This window comes from Natrononativus amylolyticus, from assembly GCF_024362525.1.
Lineage (GTDB): Archaea > Halobacteriota > Halobacteria > Halobacteriales > Natrialbaceae > Natrononativus > Natrononativus amylolyticus.
In genome coordinates, this window is record NZ_CP101458.1 from 2,920,014 (window position 1) to 2,938,467 (window position 18,454).

Sequence of the window (18,454 nt, forward strand, 5' to 3'; positions counted from 1 at the left end):
AGCGGTGAATCCATCACGGCCAGGTACGATACTCGAGTCCGGGGGAACGACTTTGACCGCGCGCGACCGAGAGTCGCCATGGGTCAGGACTCCTGTGACGGCTGCGGCCGCGCGGTCTCGGTGACGGGCGGGATCGCCAACCTCTGGACGTTCGGCGAGGGCAGCGAGGGAACCGCGATGGTCCTCGAGTTCGACGGCGAGGAGCGCGACGCAGCGGAGCCGTCGAGGTATCTGCTCTGTTACCCCTGTATCGAGGCGCTGCCCGACAACCCGGTCCCCGCGGACGTCGACGCGCTCGAGGCCGTCGACGAGGAGACCTCGCGACTCGAGCGGTAGCGGGGGTGAAAACCGAGCGGGGAACGGAAGGGGTGGGATTCGAACGCCACGAGGCCGGATGGCCTCCACGGCGCCGGGTTGGCGCCGCGGTGCTCTTCCGCTGAGCGACCCTTCCTCACTCGAGTCCGTCGGGCGGGTTCGTATTCGTAATCGGCCGCCTACCAGCGGGTAGGGAGTGGTTTCGGGTCGGTCGAGGCAGTGTTGAGGACTACGGACCGGCACCACCGGCCCGCTTCGACGCACTCCGTGTCGCATCACGCTCATTGCGGGCGAAAAACACGGCGACAGTATTCGCGTACACGGACTGCCGCGACTACCGAGGGATTCTCAGCGTTCGGCCTCACTCCATAGCTTTTAGGGCTCGGCCGCCCCCTGCTGTGAACAGTGAACCCCGAGCGGATCTTCGACGCCTTCCCCGCCCCCAGCTACCGCGGCACCCAGGAGCGAGCGCTCGCCGACATCCGCGACGCCTTCCTCGAGGGAAACGACGTCGTCCTCGTCCGCGCGCCGACCGGCAGCGGCAAGTCCCTGCTGGCGCGGGCGGTCGCCGGCTGCGCCCGTAGTGCGGAGGAGGCCGAGCCCAGCGAGGCCTCGGGCGCGTACTACACCACCCCGCAGGTCTCCCAGCTCGACGACGTCGCGGGTGACGCCCTCTTACAGGACCTCAACATCATCCGCGGGAAGTCGAACTACACCTGCATCCTCCCCGGCGAACTCGACACGCCGGTCAACCAGGCCCCCTGCGTCCGCGAGCGGGGGTACGACTGCGCGGTGCAACACCGCTGTCCGTACTTCTCGGATCGGGCGATCGCCTCGAACCGCGAGATCGCGGCGATGACGCTGGCGTACTTCATGCAGACCGCCGGCAGCGAGGTGTTCCGGAAACGGGACGTCGTCGTCATCGACGAGGCCCACGGGCTCGCCGAGTGGGCCGAAATGTACGCCACTATTCAACTGGGACCGCGGACGGTGCCGTTCTGGGACGAGTTGCGGGTGCCCCAGGTCGAAAGCGTCGAGCGGGCCGCCCGCTACGCCGAGAGCCTCGCGGGGACCTGCGAGCGCCGTAAGGACGACCTGCTCGCGACCGACCAGCTCTCGCCCGCCGAGGTCCGCGAGCGCGACCGCCTCCAGGAGCTGATCGGCGAACTCGACTGGTTCGTCTCCGACTACCGCGATCCGGAGAGTCCGACGACGTGGCTGGTCGACCAGTCGGAGCCGGCGGGGACTCGAGGCGCAAGCGCGGACGACGACGGTGACGACGAGGACGAACTGGGCGGCCCCCTCACCATCAAACCGATGAACCCCGAGCGCTACCTCCACCACACCGTCTGGGACCGGGGGAACACGTTCGCGCTGCTCTCGGCGACTATTCTGAACAAGGAGGCGTTCTGCCGGCACGTCGGCCTCGAGCCGAGCCGGGTCGCCCTCGTCGACGTCGCCCACACGTTTCCCGTCGAGAACCGGCCGCTGTACGACGTCACCCAGGGGAAAATGACCTTCGAGCACCGCTCGGAAACGGTGCCGAAGATCGCCCGGACGATCGTTCGGATCATGCAGAACCACCCCGACGAGAAGGGGTTGATCCACGCCCACTCCTACGACATTCAGGAGCAGCTAGCGAGCCTGCTCGCCGACTTCGGCGTCGGCGACCGCGTTCGAACCCACACGCGCGACGACCGCGACGCCGACCTCGAGGCCTGGAAGGCCAGTTCGGGCGCAGACGTGTTCGTCTCCGTCAAGATGGAGGAAGCCCTCGACCTCAAGGGCGACCTCTGTCGCTGGCAGGTGCTGTGTAAGGCGCCGTTTCTCAACACGAGCGACTCCCGCGTCGCTCACCGCCTCGAGGAGGGACAGTGGGCGTGGTACTACCGCGCCGCCTTGCGCACCGTGATCCAGGCCTGCGGCCGGGTGATTCGGGCGCCTGACGACTACGGGGCGACCTACCTCGCGGACTCGAGCCTGCTCGACCTGTTCGAGCGCGCCCGAACCGACATGCCCGACTGGTTTTCCGCGCAGGTCGACCGACTCTCCGAGCCGGAGCTGCCGGCGTTCGATCCGGCGACGGCGGCCGAGAGCGCTCGAGGAGGAGGCCGCGGGTTCGACCGGCGGCGAAACAGCTCCGGCGGGTCCGGCGCCGACGGCTCGGCGTCCGGAACCTCGAGGCGCCGCCGGGGCCGGTCGTCGCGCTCGAGTCCGCTCGCGGACGTCTGGGACACCGACGGATAACGAGTGGAGGCGGCGACGGCGACCGGCCGGACTGTCAGAGGCACTGAAAGTAGCGACGGCGCGCGGTGAGACAGTCGCCGTCTCCGCATACGACAGTAGGAAATCGACCGTCAACTATCTACTCCCCGGGACCTGTTGCACGGTGTGAAACAGCGGATCAGCGGTCGACACGGTCCGGTCGACCGACCAGCTCCTCCGCGGGGCGGGCGTCGTCCGCGTACCGGCAGTACCGGGTTCGCGCCCACGATCGGAGCCGGTCGTCGGTGCTGTCGACGACCGCGAGCAGCCGTCCCTCCTCGTAGGCGCCGAGAAAGACGTGCTCGCCGTAGAGCGTGATCCCCATCGACGGCTCCGCGGCGGCGACGGAGAGCTCGTACCCCTCGAGGGCGATCGACTCCCGCAGTTTCTCCGGGTACTGCTCGCGCACCGCCCGGAACGCCTCCTCGCCGACGACGAGCGCCGTCGGCGTTCCGCCGAACACGATCGGCGCGTGGGCGGTCATGAACTGCCGGCTGACGATCGGCGTCACGCCGCGGAGGCGGTCACCATCGACCGCCTCGAGCCTGTCGACGTACCACTCGAGCGGGCGCTGCGGGTTCCCCTCCGTCGCCGTCTCGACGGCGGCGGTTTCGAGCCAGGAGAGGCCGATCTCACCCTCGAGCGGCGCGTCGAGTTCGGAGAGAACCGGCTCGACGCGCTCGAGCGTTCGAAATCGCGTTCGCGCGGTGCGGTAGACGTCGAGGGCGAGCGCGCCCGCTCCGGTCGCCGTGTAGCCGCCGTCGACCCGCCGAGCCCAGTTCCGGTCGACGAGCTCCGACAGCGTGCGGTGGACGGTCGTCCGCGATACCCCCGTGTGGTCGACAAGCTCCGAGGGCTGTGCGACGACCGTCGTGAGCCGCTCGAGGATCGACACTCGAACGGGCGAGCCGGAGAGGAAGGCGAGTTCGGTGTCCGTCACGCCAGTCATAGCGGGAGATCACTCGAGCGGAATAAATCGTTGTATACTCCGACCTGCCGCGGCGCCCGTCGGTGGCGGCGACGGATCGCCGGAAGCCGAGTCAGTCGGCTTCGGGTCCGGGCGCGCGACCGAAGCCGTTCCGGCGGTCAGAACATGTACATTGCGCCCCAGGCGACCATCGACGACATCATCAGGAACGCAAAGAGCAGCGCGATGAGCTGGTTCTTGTCCATCGGATTCGGGTTGTCGGGCGGGAAGTATGAATGTTCGGAGGGTTACTCGACCCGGACGTCCACGACGACGTGTGCGACGCCCGCGCTGTGGCTCTTGACCCGGCGCCGGTCGAGCACCTCGACCGACCGGCCCGTCCCCTCGACCGCGTCCTCGAGTCGCGCGAGCGGGCGCGCCCACAGCCGCGACTCGGGGGTCGCCTCGTGGTAGTGGATCACGCCGCCCGAACGGAGGGCCTCGAGGGCCGCCGGGAGGAACTCGCGGGCCTCGTCCGTGCGGTGACCCCGATCGTCGCCGTCCGCGCTCCCGTAGTACCCCATCACGACGCGGTCGGCGTCGATCTCGCCCGCGAGGTCACGACAGTCGCTCATGTACGCGTCCACGCGGTCGGTGACGTCGTTGAGCACGGCGTTCTCGAGGAGGTAGCGAAACGCCGTCGGGTTGATCTCGGTCGCCGTCACCGCCGCCCCGGCGCGAGCCATCGGGAGGGTGAAGTAACCGATGCCCGCGAACATGTCGAACACCCGCTCGTCGGGGGAGACCACGTCTCCCATCCGGGCGCGCTCGGCCTGATTGCCCGGCGAGAACATCACTTCCGTCGGGTCCAGACCGTACCGGGTGCCGTGTTCGACGTGGACCGTCTCGGTGGTCGTCGACCCCGCCAGGTGGCGCGTCCGCGGACGGCGGTAGGTGCCCGCCTCGCCCGCGTTCTCGATCCCCTCGTCCGCGAGGACGGTCTCGGCCTCCCCGTGGAGGTCGAGCAGGGCGTCGCCGAGTTCGCGGGCCCGCTCGTCGGAGAGCGCGTCGGGGACCGAGACCAGGACGACCGAGCCGACCACCGCCCACGACGAGGGCGCCGCCTCGAGGTCGGCGTCGCTCCACCCCCGCGCTGCGAGGTACCCCTCGAGGTCGCGGCTCCGGCGGTCGGGATCGAGCTGGCGAACGACCTCGAGCACCCGCGTCTCCCGTGGCGGGTCGCTGATCGGGAGCGCGACGGTGTCGGAGCCGTACTCCCGGACGTGTCTCGAGTCGTCGTAGACGCCCTCCGCCCGGAGCGCGGCGATCGCCGTCTCCGAGTGGGGCTTCTCGACGACGGCGGCCAGCGGCGGGTCGTCCGCAGTCGGCGACAGCTCGGTCACACCAGCGTCGTCCTCCCCGTCCTCGCGGCCGTCACTCATCGTCGGGCAGGATGTGCAGCCCGGCGCGGCTTTTCAGCACGGGAACGGTGTCGGCGTCGGGGTCGAAGTAGTCCGGCCGGGCGACCGTCTTCGCCCGGTAGGTCTCGGGATCGAGCACCTGGACGGCGCGGTCGTCCTCGACCGTGACGACGGTCGTCTCGACGGCGTCCTCGCGCTCGCCGAGCTTTCGCGCCGGCGGGGAGTTCCCCTCCTCGTAGCTCGCCTCGTAGCGGTCGCCGGTCGTCAGCCGAGTTCCCTTGAGGTTGCCGCGGGCGCTGCGGACGAGGATCGGGCCGTCGGTGTCGGCGTCGTCCTCGAGGGCGATCACGTCGCCGGGGGTGTACGGCGGCAGGCGGACGGCGAACGTCACGCGGTAGACGCCGTTGCCGTCCTCGTCCTCCGTGACGAGCGTCTCGGCGTCGGTGACGGTACCGCCGAACTCCTCGACCATCTTGTTCGCGATCTTCTTGCCGATCTTGTTGGTCGAGAGCTTGATGTCGAGGCCGTCCGCCGTCTCGGTGGTTTCGGTGACGAACGCGTTCCGGTCGCCGGTCGCCTCCATCTCGGCGACGACCCGGTTCGCGATCGTCTTCGCGCGCTCGACTTCCTCGGCGGTCGGTGTGCGGTCTTCCGCGCGGATCTGGACGATGCTGGCGTAGTAGTCGCCGGCGATCCGCCCGCAGCGGGTACACGTCTGGCGGGCGATCCGCACCGGCACCGTCACCTGCTCTTCGACCGGCGTGGCGCCCGCGAGGTCGCCCGCCGCGTCGACCTCCGACGGCCGCTCGACGACGCCGGTGAAGTAACAGTGCATCCTGATCGTGTTCGGGTCGATCTGCTCGGGTTCGACCTGCCAGGCCACGTCCTCGACGTCGACGTGGACGGACAGCGCCTCGCTCACCTCGTCGATCGCGACGTCGGTGTAGTCGTCCGCGCCCACGTCGACCCACCGGTTGCCCCGGTAGACGGCGCCACACTGGGCGCAGACCCGGACGTCGATCCGGTCGGGAGCGTCGACGAACTCGAAGTCCTCGAAGTAGCAGGCGTCGCAGAGGTCGACCTCGGCGCCGGGTCGAAGCGGGTCGGCAGCGTGCCCGCCGGCACGTTCAGCAGCGTGCCCGCCGGCACGTTCGTCGCTCGCCGCCCGCTCGGGAACGGGGTCGCCACAGCGGGGACAGAACGCACGCGAGTCAGTCATCGTCCACACTTTGTGACTGATCGAGTTAAGCGACGCGTTCCACCCGAAACGGAGGGCGAGAAACGTGTCGAGTGGTCTCACAGTCTGAGAACTCCACGCGAAACCAGGGGGTCGACAGCGTGCGCATCCACCGCCGCAGCCGGCCGCCACGGCGCGATGTCGGGCGGTCAGGCGACGACGACCGACGGCGCCACTCGAGCCGGAACGAACCGCTCGCGGTCCCGCGAGCGGGGGCGATTGCGGTCGCCGTCGCGTGGCGGTCAGCCGGTCGTCAGACGCGTCCGGCGTACGCCCCGTCAGACGGTCCCCCGTCGTGCGAACTCCATGCGAAACGAGGGGGTTGTCGAGTCCCGGCCGGCGGGACGGTCGGGGTCGGAGTCGCCACCGGAGGTGACAGGCATCGGCGAGATTTATCCCGCCGGGGCGCCTCGAGTCGAGTATGGACTGGCAACCGGACTGGGGGCTTCGCGGGCGAATGGTCCTCACGATGTTTCTGTTGTTCGCGGTGTATCTGGCGTTCGTCGTCGTGCTGGTCGAGGCGTTCGGCGGCAGCCTGTTTCTCGTCGCCCTCCTGCTGGGGAGTTTCTCGCTGGTACAGTTCTTCTTCAGCGATCGGCTGACCCTGTGGAGCATGGGTGCGAAAGAAGTCGAAGAGAGCGAGTACCCCCAGTTGCACGCCGCGGTCGACCGGCTGGCTCAGCAGGCCGACCTCCCGAAGCCGACGGTCGCGGTCGTCGACTCGAAGGTGCCGAACGCCTTCGCGACGGGGCGCTCGCCGAGCAACGCCGCCGTCGCGGTGACGACCGGCCTCCTGCGGACCCTGGATCGGGACGAACTCGACGGCGTCCTGGCACACGAACTCGCCCACGTCAAGAACCGCGACGTGGCCGTGATGACCATCGCCTCCTTCCTCTCGACGGTCGCGTTCCTGATCGTCCGCTTCGGTTCGCGAACGATGTTCTACACCGGCGGCCGAAGCCGCGGTGGAAAGGGCGCGGCCGGTATCCTGGTCGCCATCCTCGTCTCGCTGCTGGTCTGGATCATCAGCTACGTTCTGATTCGGGCGCTCTCGCGCTACCGGGAGTTCGCCGCCGATCGGGGCGCCGCGGCGATCACGGGCAACCCGAGCGCGCTCGCCTCCGCGCTCATGAAGATCTCCGGCGAGATCGAGAAAGTGCCCGACAAGGACCTCCGCGAGGAGGCCGAGATGAACGCCTTCTTCATCATCCCGCTGAAGTCGGGGGTCGTCGGTCGGCTGTTCTCGACGCACCCGCCGACCGAGCGGCGGATCGAGGCCCTGCGCGACATCGAGCGGGAGATGGCGGTGTCGTAGATCGGACTTCCCTGTCACCCCCGCCGGTTAACCGCGTCCGCGTCGTAGCGTACCGGATGGTGAGAGCGTTCACGCTGGTTACCTGCGCCGCCGGTACGTCCGGCGACGCCTGCGCCGGACTCCGGGACGTCGACGCCGTCCGCGAGGCCCACGTGGTCGCGGGCGAGTTCGACGTGGTCGCCGAACTCGAGGCGCCTACCGTTCACGCGCTGTTGCAAACCGTCACCGGCGAGATCCGGTCGCGCGAGGACGTCGGAACGACGCGTACGTACGTCTGCCAGGACAGCTAGGACGAAATGGAACAGTTCTAAGGGATCGACCCCGTCATTCGAGACATGGGATTACTGGACGGACTCCGCGCCGTCCTCGGGGTGCGCGCGGAATCAGACGCCAAACGCGACGCCGACCCCGACGACCTCTTCGGGATGAGCACCGCCTACCTCACGATGGAAGCCGAACTGGGCTACGACTCCGTCGACTCGGGCGCGCTCTGTTTCGCCGGCGTCGACTCGCGGAGCTTCCGGGAGGCGGTCGCGGAGGTCGAGGCCATCCTCGAGGCGGGCCGCGAGGACACCGGCACCGACTTCGCGGTCACCGAGGACGACCACGGCTACCACTGGGTCGTCCTCGAGGAGAGCGATCCCGAGGACCTCATCACCAGCATGCACTTCGCCGTCGACACGTTCATCGAGCACGGCTACGGCTCGCGGCTGCTCGCGGCCGTGTTCGGCTACCGGTCGAACGACGGCCCCGCGTACTGGATCTACTCCTTCCGCCGCGGGGCGTTCTACCCGTTCGCCCCCAGACCGGGCCGCGAACGCGACGCGAGCGCGGAGTTCAAACTCGAGTCCGTCCTCGACGGCGAACTCGACGTCGAGTCCGAGAAGGACCACTGGTACCCGCTGTGGCCGAGCGAGGACGGTCGGCACCCGTGGGAGTGACGGCCCGGGGACGGCCCCTCGGCCATCGGCTCGAGGTGGCCGCGGTCGACCGCCGCGGCCGCCGCCGGATGTCGGGGCTGTTATCCCGGTCGTCGTCCTACCGCGAGCCGTGACCGGGTGGAACCAGTTCAGGGGCGACGGGCGGAACTCGGGGCGACGTTCGGAGCTCGAGGGACCGGAACGCCTCGAGACGGCGTGGACCGCCGACCCGGCCGGTGCGATTCGGACCGACCCCGTCCTCGACCGCGCGGCGGTCTACGTGGGCACCGATCGCGCGCTGTACGCGTTCGGCCGCAAGGACGGCCACCGCCGCTGGGTGCTCGAGCGCCTCGAGTCCGCCCCCGTGACGCCGGTCGTCACCCGCGACCGCTGTTTCGTCGCGACGACCGGCGGCGCCGTCTTCGCGCTCGAGGCGACGACCGGCGACCGGCTGTGGGAGACCGCGCTGGCGGGCGACCTCGACCCCGACGCTGCGCTCACCGTCGCCGACGACCTCCTCGTCGTCGGAACCTCGGCGGGGGTGACGGCGCTCGAGACCACGACCGGCGACGAGCGGTGGTCGCGGGAGGCGACCGGCGGCGTCGTCGGCTCGCCGGCGGTCGACGACGGACGCGTCTACGTGGGGACGACGGAGCAGGTCGTTCACGCCTACGACCTTGACGGCGAGGGAGACGAGAGCGAGGAGCGAGTCGACGCGGGCCCGGCGGCTGAGCCGGGAACGGACGAAGCGACGTCCCGCGGCGCGCTCGACGCCTCGAAGTCCATCAGTCTGGACGCGATGGCGCAGGAGGAGGAGACGGACTCGAGTGACGCACGCTGGACGGCACCGATCAACGGGACGATCGTCGACGCCCCGACGGTCGACGGGGGGCGGGTGTACGTCGCCGACGACGCGGGGCGGCTGTTCTCCCTCGACGGCGAGACCGGCCAGACCTACTTCACCTACGAGACCGACGGCGCGTTCACCGCGGCGCCGACGGTCGTCGGCGACGCCGCGTTCGTCGCCGGCGACGACAACTACGTCCACATCGTCGAGACGAGCTTCGGCACCCGCAAACTCCGCGGCTGGCTGTTTTCGAAGAAGGGGATCGCACTCGACAGCGCGATTCGGGCGAACCCGGTCGTCGCCGGCGACGTCCTCTGTGCCAGCGACGCGGACGGAACGATGTACGGAATCGACGTCGCCGACCCCGACTTCGAGTGGCAGTTCGGCCTCGAGAGCCCCGCCACGTCTACGCCCGCGGTCGCGGAGGGGCGGCTGTACGTCGGCTGTGCGGACGACCGGCTGTACTGTCTCTCCTGGGTCGAAACCCCCGACAGGCGGTAGCCGACGACCGCGAACGCCGGTCTTCGAGCGAGGTGCCGTCTCCGACCCGCGCGCTCGCTCGTCCCGTCTTCGTACCTAAACGTCAGGATCACGTTCACGATCGCACGCCTGCCGTCCCGCACTTTCACTTTCACTCCCCTGTTAACGAGGGTTTATGAGGTGTCCGGCGCAACGATCAGTCATGGCAGACGTAGACCTCGAGACGCTCCCCGGCGTTGGACCGGCAACCGCGGACAAACTCGCAGACGCTGGCTACGACTCCTACCAGAGTCTGGCCGTCGCCTCACCCTCCGAGCTGTCGAACACCGCCGACGTCGGCGAGTCGACGGCGAGCGACATCGTCCGCGCGGCCCGCGACGCCGCGGACATCGGCGGCTTCGAGACCGGCTCGACCGTCCTCGAGCGACGAAATCAGATCGGCAAGCTCTCCTGGCACATCGACGAGGTCGACGACCTCCTCGGCGGCGGCGTCGAGACCCAGTCGATCACCGAAGTGTACGGCGAGTTCGGCTCCGGGAAGTCCCAGGTCACCCACCAGATGGCCGTCAACGTCCAGCTCCCCCGCGAGGTCGGCGGCCTCCACGGCAGCGTCATCTTCATCGACTCCGAGGACACGTTCCGCCCCGAGCGGATCGACGACATGGTCCGCGGGCTCTCCGACGAGGCGATCGAGGCCGCCCTCGAGGACCGCGAGATCGAGGGCAGCCCCGGCGACGAGGACGCGGTAGACGAACTCATCGCCGACGTCCTGGAGAAGATCCACGTCGCGAAGGCGTTCAACTCGAACCACCAGATGCTGCTGGCCGAGAAGGCGAAGGAGATCGCAAGCGAGCACGAGGACAGCGAGTATCCCGTCCGGCTGCTCTGTGTCGACTCGCTGACCGCCCACTTCCGCGCGGAGTACGTCGGGCGGGGCAACCTCGCGAACCGCCAGCAGAAGCTCAACAAGCACCTCCACGACATCGACAAGGTCGGTAACCTCTACAACGCCGCCGTCATCGTCACGAACCAGGTCTCCTCGAACCCCGACGCCTTCTTCGGCGACCCGACGAAGCCGATCGGCGGCAACATCCTCGGCCACAAGTCTACGTTCCGGATCTACCTTCGCAAGTCCAAGGGCGACAAGCGGATCGTCAAACTGGTCGACGCGCCGAACCTCGCCGACGGCGAGGCCGTGATGCGTGTCCAGGACGGCGGTCTGAAACCGGAGTAGGGCTCGAGGCCCCACCCACTTGCTCGCCCGGTCGAAGCCGGCACATGTCGGGACCAGCTATAACCCGCTGTCGAGTGGAGGGCGAGACGCATGTGCGCTAGCTTCACCGACGACGACGAGGGAAAGCCCGTCGTAAACGCAAACGGCGAGCGGATCGGAATGATCGAGGCGGTCGAGGGCGGAATGGTGCACGTCGACCCGGATCCGGGCGTCACCGACACGATCAAGTCGAAACTCGGTTGGGGTGACGCGGACGAGGAGACCTACACGCTCGAGGAGGAGAACGTCGAGTCGATCACCGACGACGAAGTGCAGTTGCGCCAGCTTTGAGCCGTCGGCGAACACGAACTCTCGTTCTTTTCGAGCCACCAGACACCCGCTGCGGACGACCAGATCCCGGCTCCGTTCCGAGTTGGCGCCTCGAGGGGGCCGAGACTCGAGCGGCAGACGTATCCCGGATGCTCCGGTAGTTCTCCGCACGTGATGAGTCAGGGGGAGCGGACGAGCGAGGGAGGCGAGACGTGGGCCCGTCTCGCCGAGCGGCTGTGTTTTCTGTATCCGCCGGTGCTCGGCGTCGGCGCGATCGGCGTGGTCCGCGAACTCGATCCCGGCGTACCGGGGCTCCAGTGGGGGCTGGTACTGTTCGGGACCTTCGGTTACACGCTACTGAGCCTCGGGCTGGCGGTCGCGCTGTTTCTCGACGCGCGCCGGGTCCGCTCGAGGAGCGAGTGGGCGCCGAGTCCGTGGCTCAACGCCCTGTTCGCACTCCTGTTGGCACCCGTGGCGGGCGTGAGCTATCTGTATCGGCGCCACCGACGGTTTTCGACCCCCGCCGGCTGGCACGGTTGGTGGCTCGTCATCGCGCTCTCGCTCGGAACGACGGTTTTCGCCATCGCGGGCGCGATCGTCGCGGTTATCCTCCAGATTCCGGGGCTGCTGGCGACGGTCGTCGGGATCGCCGGCGCGATCGCCGTCGGCACGTTTCCGATCGCGATCCACCAGGACGCCGCCTACGTCAGCGCGCGCGGGGGCGCCTGGCAGCCGAACCCGGCGGGCTACCTCGGACTGGCGTTTCTCAGCCTGTTCGTCCCCGTTCTCCAGCCGGTGCTGGCCGGCTACTACCTGTTGCGCCGACGACGGGCCTCGAGGCGGTGGCCCTGACCCCGCGGCGCGTAAGCGTGCGCTTTTAATCGCGCCGGCGCCGACTGTCGCCCATGAGATCACGCGGGACGTTGCGACTGGCGACGCGGGGGTCGGCGCTGGCGCGGCGACAGGCCGCCCTCGTCAGGGAGGAACTCGAGAACCGTCGCTACGAGGTCGAACTCGTCACCGTCGAGACCACCGGCGATCAGATCAGAGACGAGCTGATCCACCGACTGGGGAAGACGGGGGCGTTCGTCCGCGAACTCGACGAGCGGGTCCTCGAGGGGGAACTCGACGGCGCGATCCACTCGATGAAGGACATGCCGACCGAGCAGCCCGAGGAACTGGTGACCGCCGCCGTTCCCGAGCGCGGGCGACCGGGCGACCTGCTGATCACGCCCGACGGGACGACCCTCGAGGAGCTTCCCGAGGGTGCGGTCGTCGGCACCTCGAGCCTGCGTCGGCGCGCCCAGCTGCTCGCCCGGCGGCCGGACCTCGAGATCGAGCCGCTGCGGGGCAACGTCGACACGCGACTCGAGAAACTGCTCGCGCCGCACCTCCAGGAAGAACGCCAGGAGCGCCGCGAGGACGAGCGCAATCGAGACGAGGACGACTACAAGCCGGCCTACGACGACGACCGCGGCGTCGACGACTGGTTCGATGGGCTCTCGGAACTCGAGAAGGGGGCACTCGGCCGCGAGGTCGACACCGAGTACGACGCGATCGTGCTGGCGGCGGCGGGGGTCGAACGCAGCGGCCTCGACCACCACGTCGACTTCCAGCCGCTGCCGACGACCGAGTTCGCGCCCGCGCCGGGGCAAGGCGCGCTCGCGGTGACCGCCGCCGACGGCGAGACCGCCCGCGAGATCAACGAGGCGATCGACCACCCCCGAAGCCGCGTCGAGACGACCGTCGAACGGACGGTGCTCGCGGAACTCGGCGGCGGCTGCATCGCGCCGATCGGCGTCTACGCGGTCGTCCAGGGCGAGTACGTCCACGCGACCGTTCAGGTGTTCGACCGCGACGGCGGGGAGTCGGTGGTCGCCTCGCGGGACCTGCCCGTGACGAGCCACGCGGCCGCCGCCCGCGAGTTCGCGGGCGAGCTGGCGGATCGCGGGGCCGCGACGTTGATCGAGGCCGCACGGCGAGGCGCGGACGAGGGCGACGAACCCGACCGCGAGGACGAGACGGACGGCGGCGGTTCGAGCGGAGGACGATGAAATGGCCGGCACCGTCTACCTCGTCGGCAGCGGCCCCGGCGACCCCGAGCTGTTGACCGTGAAGGCCAAACGGCTGCTCGAGGAAGCCGACGTCGTCCTCCACGACAAACTCCCCGGCCCGGAGATCATCGACCTGCTTCCCGCAGATCGCAGCGAGGACGTCGGCAAGCGCGCCGGCGGCGAACGCACCCCGCAACCGGAGATCAACGAGCGGCTGGTCGAGCTTGCTGCGGACGGGAAAAACGTGGTTCGGCTGAAGGGCGGCGACTCCTTCGTCTTCGGCCGCGGCGGCGAGGAAGCGGAGTACCTGGCCGACCACGGGGTTCCCTTCGAGGTCGTCCCCGGCGTCACCTCTCCCATCGCCGCCCCCGCCGTCGCCGGAATTCCCGTTACGCACCGCGATCACGCCTCCTCGGTCTCGTTCGTCACGGGCCACGAGGACCCGACGAAGGCGGAGTCGGCGATCGACTGGGAAGCCCTCGCCGCCACTGGCGGAACGATCGTCGTCCTGATGGGCGTCGGCCGACTGCCCGACTACACCGCGGCGCTGGCCGAGGCCGGAATGGCACCCGAAACCCCCGTGGCGCTGATCGAGCGGGGCACCTGGCCCGACCAGCGGGTCGCCACGGGCACCCTCGAGACCATCGTCGACGGCCGCGACGAGGCCGGAATCGAGCCGCCGGCGGTGACCGTCATCGGCGACGTCGCGGGGACGAGAGCGCGCGTGCTCGAGTTTCTCGAGAACGGGGCCGGGGCCGACGACCGAACCGAACCGACCGCGGACGACGGGGTGTGAGCGGATGCGAGACCTCTCCGTCGCCGTCTTCCGGCCCGACGACGAACGCCTCGCGGACGCGGTCGAACTGATCGACTCGCTGGGCGCGACGCCGGTTCCCGATCCGATGCTGGCCGTCGAGCCCACCGGCGCCGCCCCCCGCGAGGACGCCGACTACGTCGTGCTGACGAGCAAAACCGGCGCGGAGCTCGTCGCCGAGGCGGCGTGGAATCCCGGCGAGGCGACCGTCTGCGTCATCGGCCCGAAGACGGGCGACGCCGTCCGCGAGGCGGGCTACGCGGTCGATATCGTTCCCGGGGAGTACACCTCGAGCGGGCTCGTCGCCACACTCGAGAGCGAGGTCGGCGGCGCCCGCGTGGAGGTCGCTCGCAGCGACCACGGCAGTCCGGTGTTGCTCGAGGGGCTCGCGGCAGCCGGGGCGTACGTCCACGAGACGGTGCTCTACCGGCTCGTCCGCCCCGAGGGCAGCGGCGAGTCGGCCGAGCGGGCCGCCGCCGGCGAGCTCGACGCCGCCTGCTTCACCTCGTCGCTGACCGTCGAGCACTTCCTCGAGGCCGCCGCCGCCCGCGGCGTGTGCGAAACGGCGGTCGCGGGGCTCGAAGACGCGACCGTCGGCGTCATCGGCGAGCCGACGCGGGAGACCGCGACCGCCCGCGGAATCGACGTCGACCTCGTCGCGAGCGAGGCGACGTTCGAGACGCTGGCCTGCGAGACCGTCGAGGCGGCGGCACCGACCTACCGCGACTGACGCGGCGACCGGTCCAGTTTCGGCTGACAGTTCAGGACAGGAGGTTTATCCCTGAAGCCGCCCCACTCTCGAGCGATGGCAGGGCCGGTTCCCGAACTCGAGGACAGAGCGGTCGCGTGTGCGGACCACCTCCGCGGCTGCGACCGCGTACTGCTCGCCTCCCACATCGACGCCGACGGGCTGACCAGCGCGGCGGTCGCCGCGAGCGCCCTCGAGCGGGCACAGATCCCCTTCGAGACGGTCTTCGAGAAACAGCTCGACGAGGAGGCGATCGCCGGGATCGCGGCCACCGAGTACGACACCGTCCTCTTTACGGACTTCGGGAGCGGCCAGCTCGACGTCATCGGCGAACACGAGGCCGCTGGCGCGTTCACCCCCGTGATCGCCGACCACCACCAGCCCGCGGAGACGGACACCGACTACCACCTCAACCCGCTACTATTCGGGATCAACGGCGCTTCCGAACTCTCGGGGGCGGGTGCAAGCTACGTCCTCGCACGCGCCCTCGAGGACGACGGGGTCGACAACCGGGATCTCGCCGCGCTCGCCGTCGTCGGCGCGGTCGGCGACATGCAGGCCTCCGGCGGCGAACTCCACGGCGCGAACGCGAAGATCGTCGCCGAGGGCGAGGCCGCGGGCGTCCTCGAGACCGCGACCGATCTCGCGCTCTACGGGAAGCAGACCCGGCCGCTGCCGAAGCTGCTCGAGTACGCCACCGACGTCGACATTCCCGGAATTTCGAACGACACGAACGGCTCGCTGCGGTTTCTCGACGGGCTGGACCTCGAGTTGAAGCGCGACGGCGAGTGGCGTCGGTGGGCCGAACTGACGAGCGAGGAGAAGCAACTGGTCGCGAGCGCGCTGGTCAAACGGGCTGTCTCGCGGGGCGTCCCCGCCGGCAAGATCGACGGCCTCGTCGGCACCGCCTACGTGCTCAGCGACGAACCCGTCGGAACCGAACTCCGCGACGCCAGCGAGTTCTCGACGCTGCTCAACGCCACCGCCCGGTACGAGCGCGCCGACGTCGGCCTCGGCGTCTGTCTCGGCGACCGGGAGGGTGCCCTGAAACGCGCCCGCCAGCTCCTGGCCGACCACCGCCGGAACCTCTCTGCGGGGATCTCGCTCGTCACGGAGGAGGGTGTCACCCACGAGGAACACCTCCAGTGGTTCCACGCGGGCGACCGCATCCGTGAGACCATCGTCGGCATCGTCGCCGGCATGGCCGTCGGCAACGACGGCATCAGCCGCGGAAAACCGATCGTCGCCTTCGCCGAGAAGAACGACGAGGAGGTCAAAGTGTCCGCCCGCGGTACTCACAGCCTCGTCCGCGACGGACTCGACCTCTCGGCCGTGCTGGGCGAGGCCGCACGAGAAGTCGGCGGCGACGGCGGCGGTCACGACGTCGCGGCAGGGGCGACGGTGCCGAAGGGAGCAGAGGAGCAGTTTCTCGAGTACGCCGACGAACTCCTCGGCGACCAGCTCACCTAGTGCGATCCATCGACGCCGGCACCGTCGGCACGAGCGGCGCCCGCGAGGTCAGCATGTAGGCGGACTTCCGGATCGCCCCCTTCGTGTACTGGACGGTGCTCTTGTGGACCGGCGTGCGCTTACCCCGGATCTGAGTGCGGCCCTCGAGGATCGCGTCGACGAGGTCGTCGCCGTCGATCTCGGCTTTCGATCCGCCGTTCGCGGGTGAGACGAGGATCTCCGTGTACGCCCGGCCAACGTTCGGGAGGTAGTGGGCGTCGCTGGCGCCGATCTCCGGATAGCCGCGCCGGCGGGCGAACGTCCGCGCCCGTCGGTTCCGGTAGCCGGTGAACAGCATCGAGTTGTACGCCTCGATCGCGTCGGCGTCCCTGATGTGTTTCTTGCGGACGCCGTGGCGACTGCGCTGGAACGGGTGCGGAACGATCGCGATGCCTCCGAGTTCACGCACGCGCTCGACGGTTTTCGTGAACGGCCGGCCGGGGTCGGGACGCTCCTCGACGCCGATCGCGAGCAGGTGGCCGTGGCGCGTCGAGACCTCGACGCCGGGAATGCCGACGAGCCCGTACTCCGGGGCGATTCTCGCGGCGCGCAGCGACTCGCGGATCTCGTCGTGATCGGTGATGACGACGCCGTCGAGCCCGATGTCCGCCGCGTGCTCCAGAATCAGCTCGATCGGCTCGTGGCCGTCGTACGAGTCGTCGGAGTGGACGTGAAAATCGATGGCGAACGGGATCTGAGACGTCATAGATACACCATCAGAGGGCTGATTACCCACAATACCTCGCAGATCCGCATAAACACTGCGCTGCGAAACAACCGCTGGGCCGATTTCCGTATTCCCGCATGAAGTTTATCCACGGATCGGACTGGAAACTGGGGAGGCGGTCGAAAGCGGCCGCTCCGGTTCGGAACGGCCTCACGAGACGGGCCAGCGCTACGGGCGACCCGGGGCGTTCGGAAATTCCGGGCGACGACCGGCGAGCCTCAGTTCGAATGTTCCTCAGGAACCGAGTCTGTCAGGTCCACCCGCTCGAGCGGATCGAGGCAGGCCTGTTTCGAGCGAACGGGTGACCTCGAGCGTGTTGCCGACGAACGGGACGTCACCGACGAGAGTGGATCGAACGGAACGGCGACAGGAAGTATATCCTATAATGGTATACGGAATCTCGGGCTTGCTGGCCGCACTCGAGGCGGTCGTGTCGCGACTCAGGAGAGCGGCGAACAGATGTCCGAGATCAGTCCGTCGACGCCGAGCGAGCGGAGTCGCGCCGCCTCGCTCGAGCGGGTGATGGTCCAGGGCTCGACGCGGAGGCCGCGGTCGTGGGCCCGCTCGACGAGATCCGTTCTGAGACAGAGTTCGAATCGCGGATGGATCGCAACGCAGTCCAGTTCGGCGGCGGTAGTCAGCCACTGGTCGACGCGCATCCGGGGGTAGATCGGCACCGACGTTCGAGCGACGACGGCTCGAAACCGGCGACCGAGCCAGGGCTCTCGCAGAATCAGCGCCGACTCGCGGCCCGTTTCGCGGACCTCCCGGAGAATCGACGGCGAGAACGACGAGAGCAACGCGTCCCGGTCGAACGCGGCGAGGAGTTCGTCGACGTCGCTCGCGATCCCCTCGACTTTGAGATCGAGCACGAGTCCGACCGACGCCGGCACCGTCTCGAGCACCTCCTCGAGCGTCGGAACCGGCTCGCCGGTCTCGAGGACCGACAGCGAGCGAAGCTCCTCGAGGGAGCGGTCGGCGACCGCACCGGTCCCATCGGTAACGCGGTCGACGGTGGCGTCGTGAATCACGACGATCTCTCCCGAGGACGCTCGCCGGAGATCGACCTCGATCGCGTCGGCTACCGCGGGCGCGCGGTCGACGGCCTCGAGCGTGTTCTCCGGGAGTTCGGCCGCACAGCCCCGGTGGCCGATCACCCGTGGATCGGTGGACGCGCGCTCGGCCGGCGACGAGACGGTGAACGCGGTCGTCCCGGCCCCGAGGACGCACGCGACGGGAAAGTTCCGGAGGAACGTCCGCCTCGTGTACCGGTCCATACGGTCGCTACTCGCCGAACCCGGATAAGCGTCGTCGCCGGTCGGTCTCGAGCCAGTCCCGTAAATATATAGTGC

The 18,454-nt window shown here is 69.2% G+C and carries 18 protein-coding genes and 1 tRNA gene; 13 read left to right on the forward strand and 6 right to left on the reverse strand.

All coding sequences use genetic code 11. The features are described 5' to 3' along the window. Positions 1-78 precede the first annotated feature (78 nt). Positions 79-336: a DUF7561 family protein gene (locus NMQ11_RS15155; RefSeq protein ID WP_255169287.1), complete on the forward strand. Its 258-nt coding sequence runs from the start codon at positions 79-81 to the stop codon at positions 334-336. Positions 337-360: 24 nt separating this feature from the next. On the opposite strand, the gene NMQ11_RS15160 is transcribed toward NMQ11_RS15155, so the two are convergent. Then, positions 361-451: transfer RNA gene (locus NMQ11_RS15160), tRNA-OTHER, on the reverse strand. 269 nt (positions 452-720) lie between these two features. Between NMQ11_RS15160 and NMQ11_RS15165 the strand changes: the two genes are divergently transcribed. Continuing rightward, positions 721-2,562, forward strand: a complete 1,842-nt coding sequence (locus tag NMQ11_RS15165; RefSeq protein ID WP_255169288.1) for an ATP-dependent DNA helicase — start codon at positions 721-723, stop codon at positions 2,560-2,562. A gap of 157 nt (positions 2,563-2,719) precedes the next feature. Here NMQ11_RS15165 and NMQ11_RS15170 read toward each other — a convergent pair whose 3' ends face one another. The 3 genes from NMQ11_RS15170 to NMQ11_RS15180 form a co-directional block, all read right to left on the reverse strand. Further along, positions 2,720-3,529: a helix-turn-helix transcriptional regulator gene (locus tag NMQ11_RS15170; RefSeq protein WP_255169289.1), complete on the reverse strand. Its 810-nt coding sequence runs from the start codon at positions 3,527-3,529 to the stop codon at positions 2,720-2,722. A gap of 266 nt (positions 3,530-3,795) precedes the next feature. After that, positions 3,796-4,929, reverse strand: a complete 1,134-nt coding sequence (locus NMQ11_RS15175; protein ID WP_255169290.1) for a class I SAM-dependent methyltransferase — start codon at positions 4,927-4,929, stop codon at positions 3,796-3,798. Beyond that, the gene (locus tag NMQ11_RS15180; protein WP_255169291.1) at positions 4,922-6,127 is read right to left on the reverse strand and encodes a 60S ribosomal export protein NMD3; all 1,206 of its coding nucleotides are present in this window, start codon (positions 6,125-6,127) and stop codon (positions 4,922-4,924) included. Before NMQ11_RS15180 ends, NMQ11_RS15175 begins: the two co-directional genes overlap by 8 nt. A 439-nt stretch (positions 6,128-6,566) precedes the next feature. On the opposite strand from NMQ11_RS15180, the gene htpX reads away from it, so the two are divergent. The 11 genes from htpX (at position 6,567) to recJ (ending at position 16,336) form a co-directional block, all read left to right on the forward strand. Next, on the forward strand, positions 6,567-7,460 hold the full coding sequence (gene htpX / locus NMQ11_RS15185; protein ID WP_255169292.1) for a zinc metalloprotease HtpX: 894 nt from the start codon (positions 6,567-6,569) through the stop codon (positions 7,458-7,460). Between the two features lie 56 nt (positions 7,461-7,516). Further along, entirely contained in the window at positions 7,517-7,750 is a 234-nt protein-coding gene (locus NMQ11_RS15190) for an Lrp/AsnC ligand binding domain-containing protein (RefSeq protein ID WP_255169293.1), read from the forward strand. Positions 7,751-7,795: 45 nt separating this feature from the next. Beyond that, a complete protein-coding gene (gene pspAB / locus NMQ11_RS15195) occupies positions 7,796-8,401 on the forward strand; it encodes a PspA-associated protein PspAB (RefSeq protein ID WP_255169294.1) in 606 nt (201 codons plus the stop codon). Between the two features lie 109 nt (positions 8,402-8,510). Next, entirely contained in the window at positions 8,511-9,728 is a 1,218-nt protein-coding gene (locus NMQ11_RS15200) for an outer membrane protein assembly factor BamB family protein (protein WP_255169295.1), read from the forward strand. 181 nt (positions 9,729-9,909) lie between these two features. Next, on the forward strand, positions 9,910-10,941 hold the full coding sequence (gene radA, locus NMQ11_RS15205) for a DNA repair and recombination protein RadA (RefSeq protein ID WP_255169296.1): 1,032 nt from the start codon (positions 9,910-9,912) through the stop codon (positions 10,939-10,941). A gap of 90 nt (positions 10,942-11,031) precedes the next feature. After that, positions 11,032-11,271 (forward strand): PRC-barrel domain containing protein, encoded by a 240-nt coding sequence (locus NMQ11_RS15210; RefSeq protein WP_255169297.1) that lies wholly within the window; start codon positions 11,032-11,034, stop codon positions 11,269-11,271. Positions 11,272-11,424: 153 nt separating this feature from the next. Then, a complete protein-coding gene (locus NMQ11_RS15215; protein WP_255169298.1) occupies positions 11,425-12,102 on the forward strand; it encodes a hypothetical protein in 678 nt (225 codons plus the stop codon). 53 nt (positions 12,103-12,155) lie between these two features. Then, entirely contained in the window at positions 12,156-13,304 is a 1,149-nt protein-coding gene (gene hemC / locus NMQ11_RS15220) for a hydroxymethylbilane synthase (RefSeq protein ID WP_255169299.1), read from the forward strand. 1 nt (position 13,305) lies between these two features. Further along, entirely contained in the window at positions 13,306-14,100 is a 795-nt protein-coding gene (gene cobA / locus NMQ11_RS15225) for a uroporphyrinogen-III C-methyltransferase (RefSeq protein ID WP_255169300.1), read from the forward strand. Positions 14,101-14,104: 4 nt separating this feature from the next. Continuing rightward, complete coding sequence (locus tag NMQ11_RS15230) at positions 14,105-14,848, forward strand: uroporphyrinogen-III synthase (protein WP_255169301.1); 744 nt, start codon at positions 14,105-14,107, stop codon at positions 14,846-14,848. 75 nt (positions 14,849-14,923) lie between these two features. Then, entirely contained in the window at positions 14,924-16,336 is a 1,413-nt protein-coding gene (recJ, locus tag NMQ11_RS15235; RefSeq protein WP_255169302.1) for a RecJ family nuclease, read from the forward strand. Here recJ and NMQ11_RS15240 read toward each other — a convergent pair. Both NMQ11_RS15240 and NMQ11_RS15245 read right to left on the reverse strand, forming a co-directional pair. Then, positions 16,329-17,081, reverse strand: coding sequence for a PHP-associated domain-containing protein (locus tag NMQ11_RS15240; RefSeq protein ID WP_255169303.1), 753 nt, complete (start codon positions 17,079-17,081; stop codon positions 16,329-16,331). The genes recJ and NMQ11_RS15240 overlap by 8 nt on opposite strands. Positions 17,082-17,542: 461 nt before the next feature. Beyond that, positions 17,543-18,379, reverse strand: coding sequence for a glycerophosphodiester phosphodiesterase (locus NMQ11_RS15245; protein ID WP_255169304.1), 837 nt, complete (start codon positions 18,377-18,379; stop codon positions 17,543-17,545). Positions 18,380-18,454 lie beyond the last annotated feature (75 nt).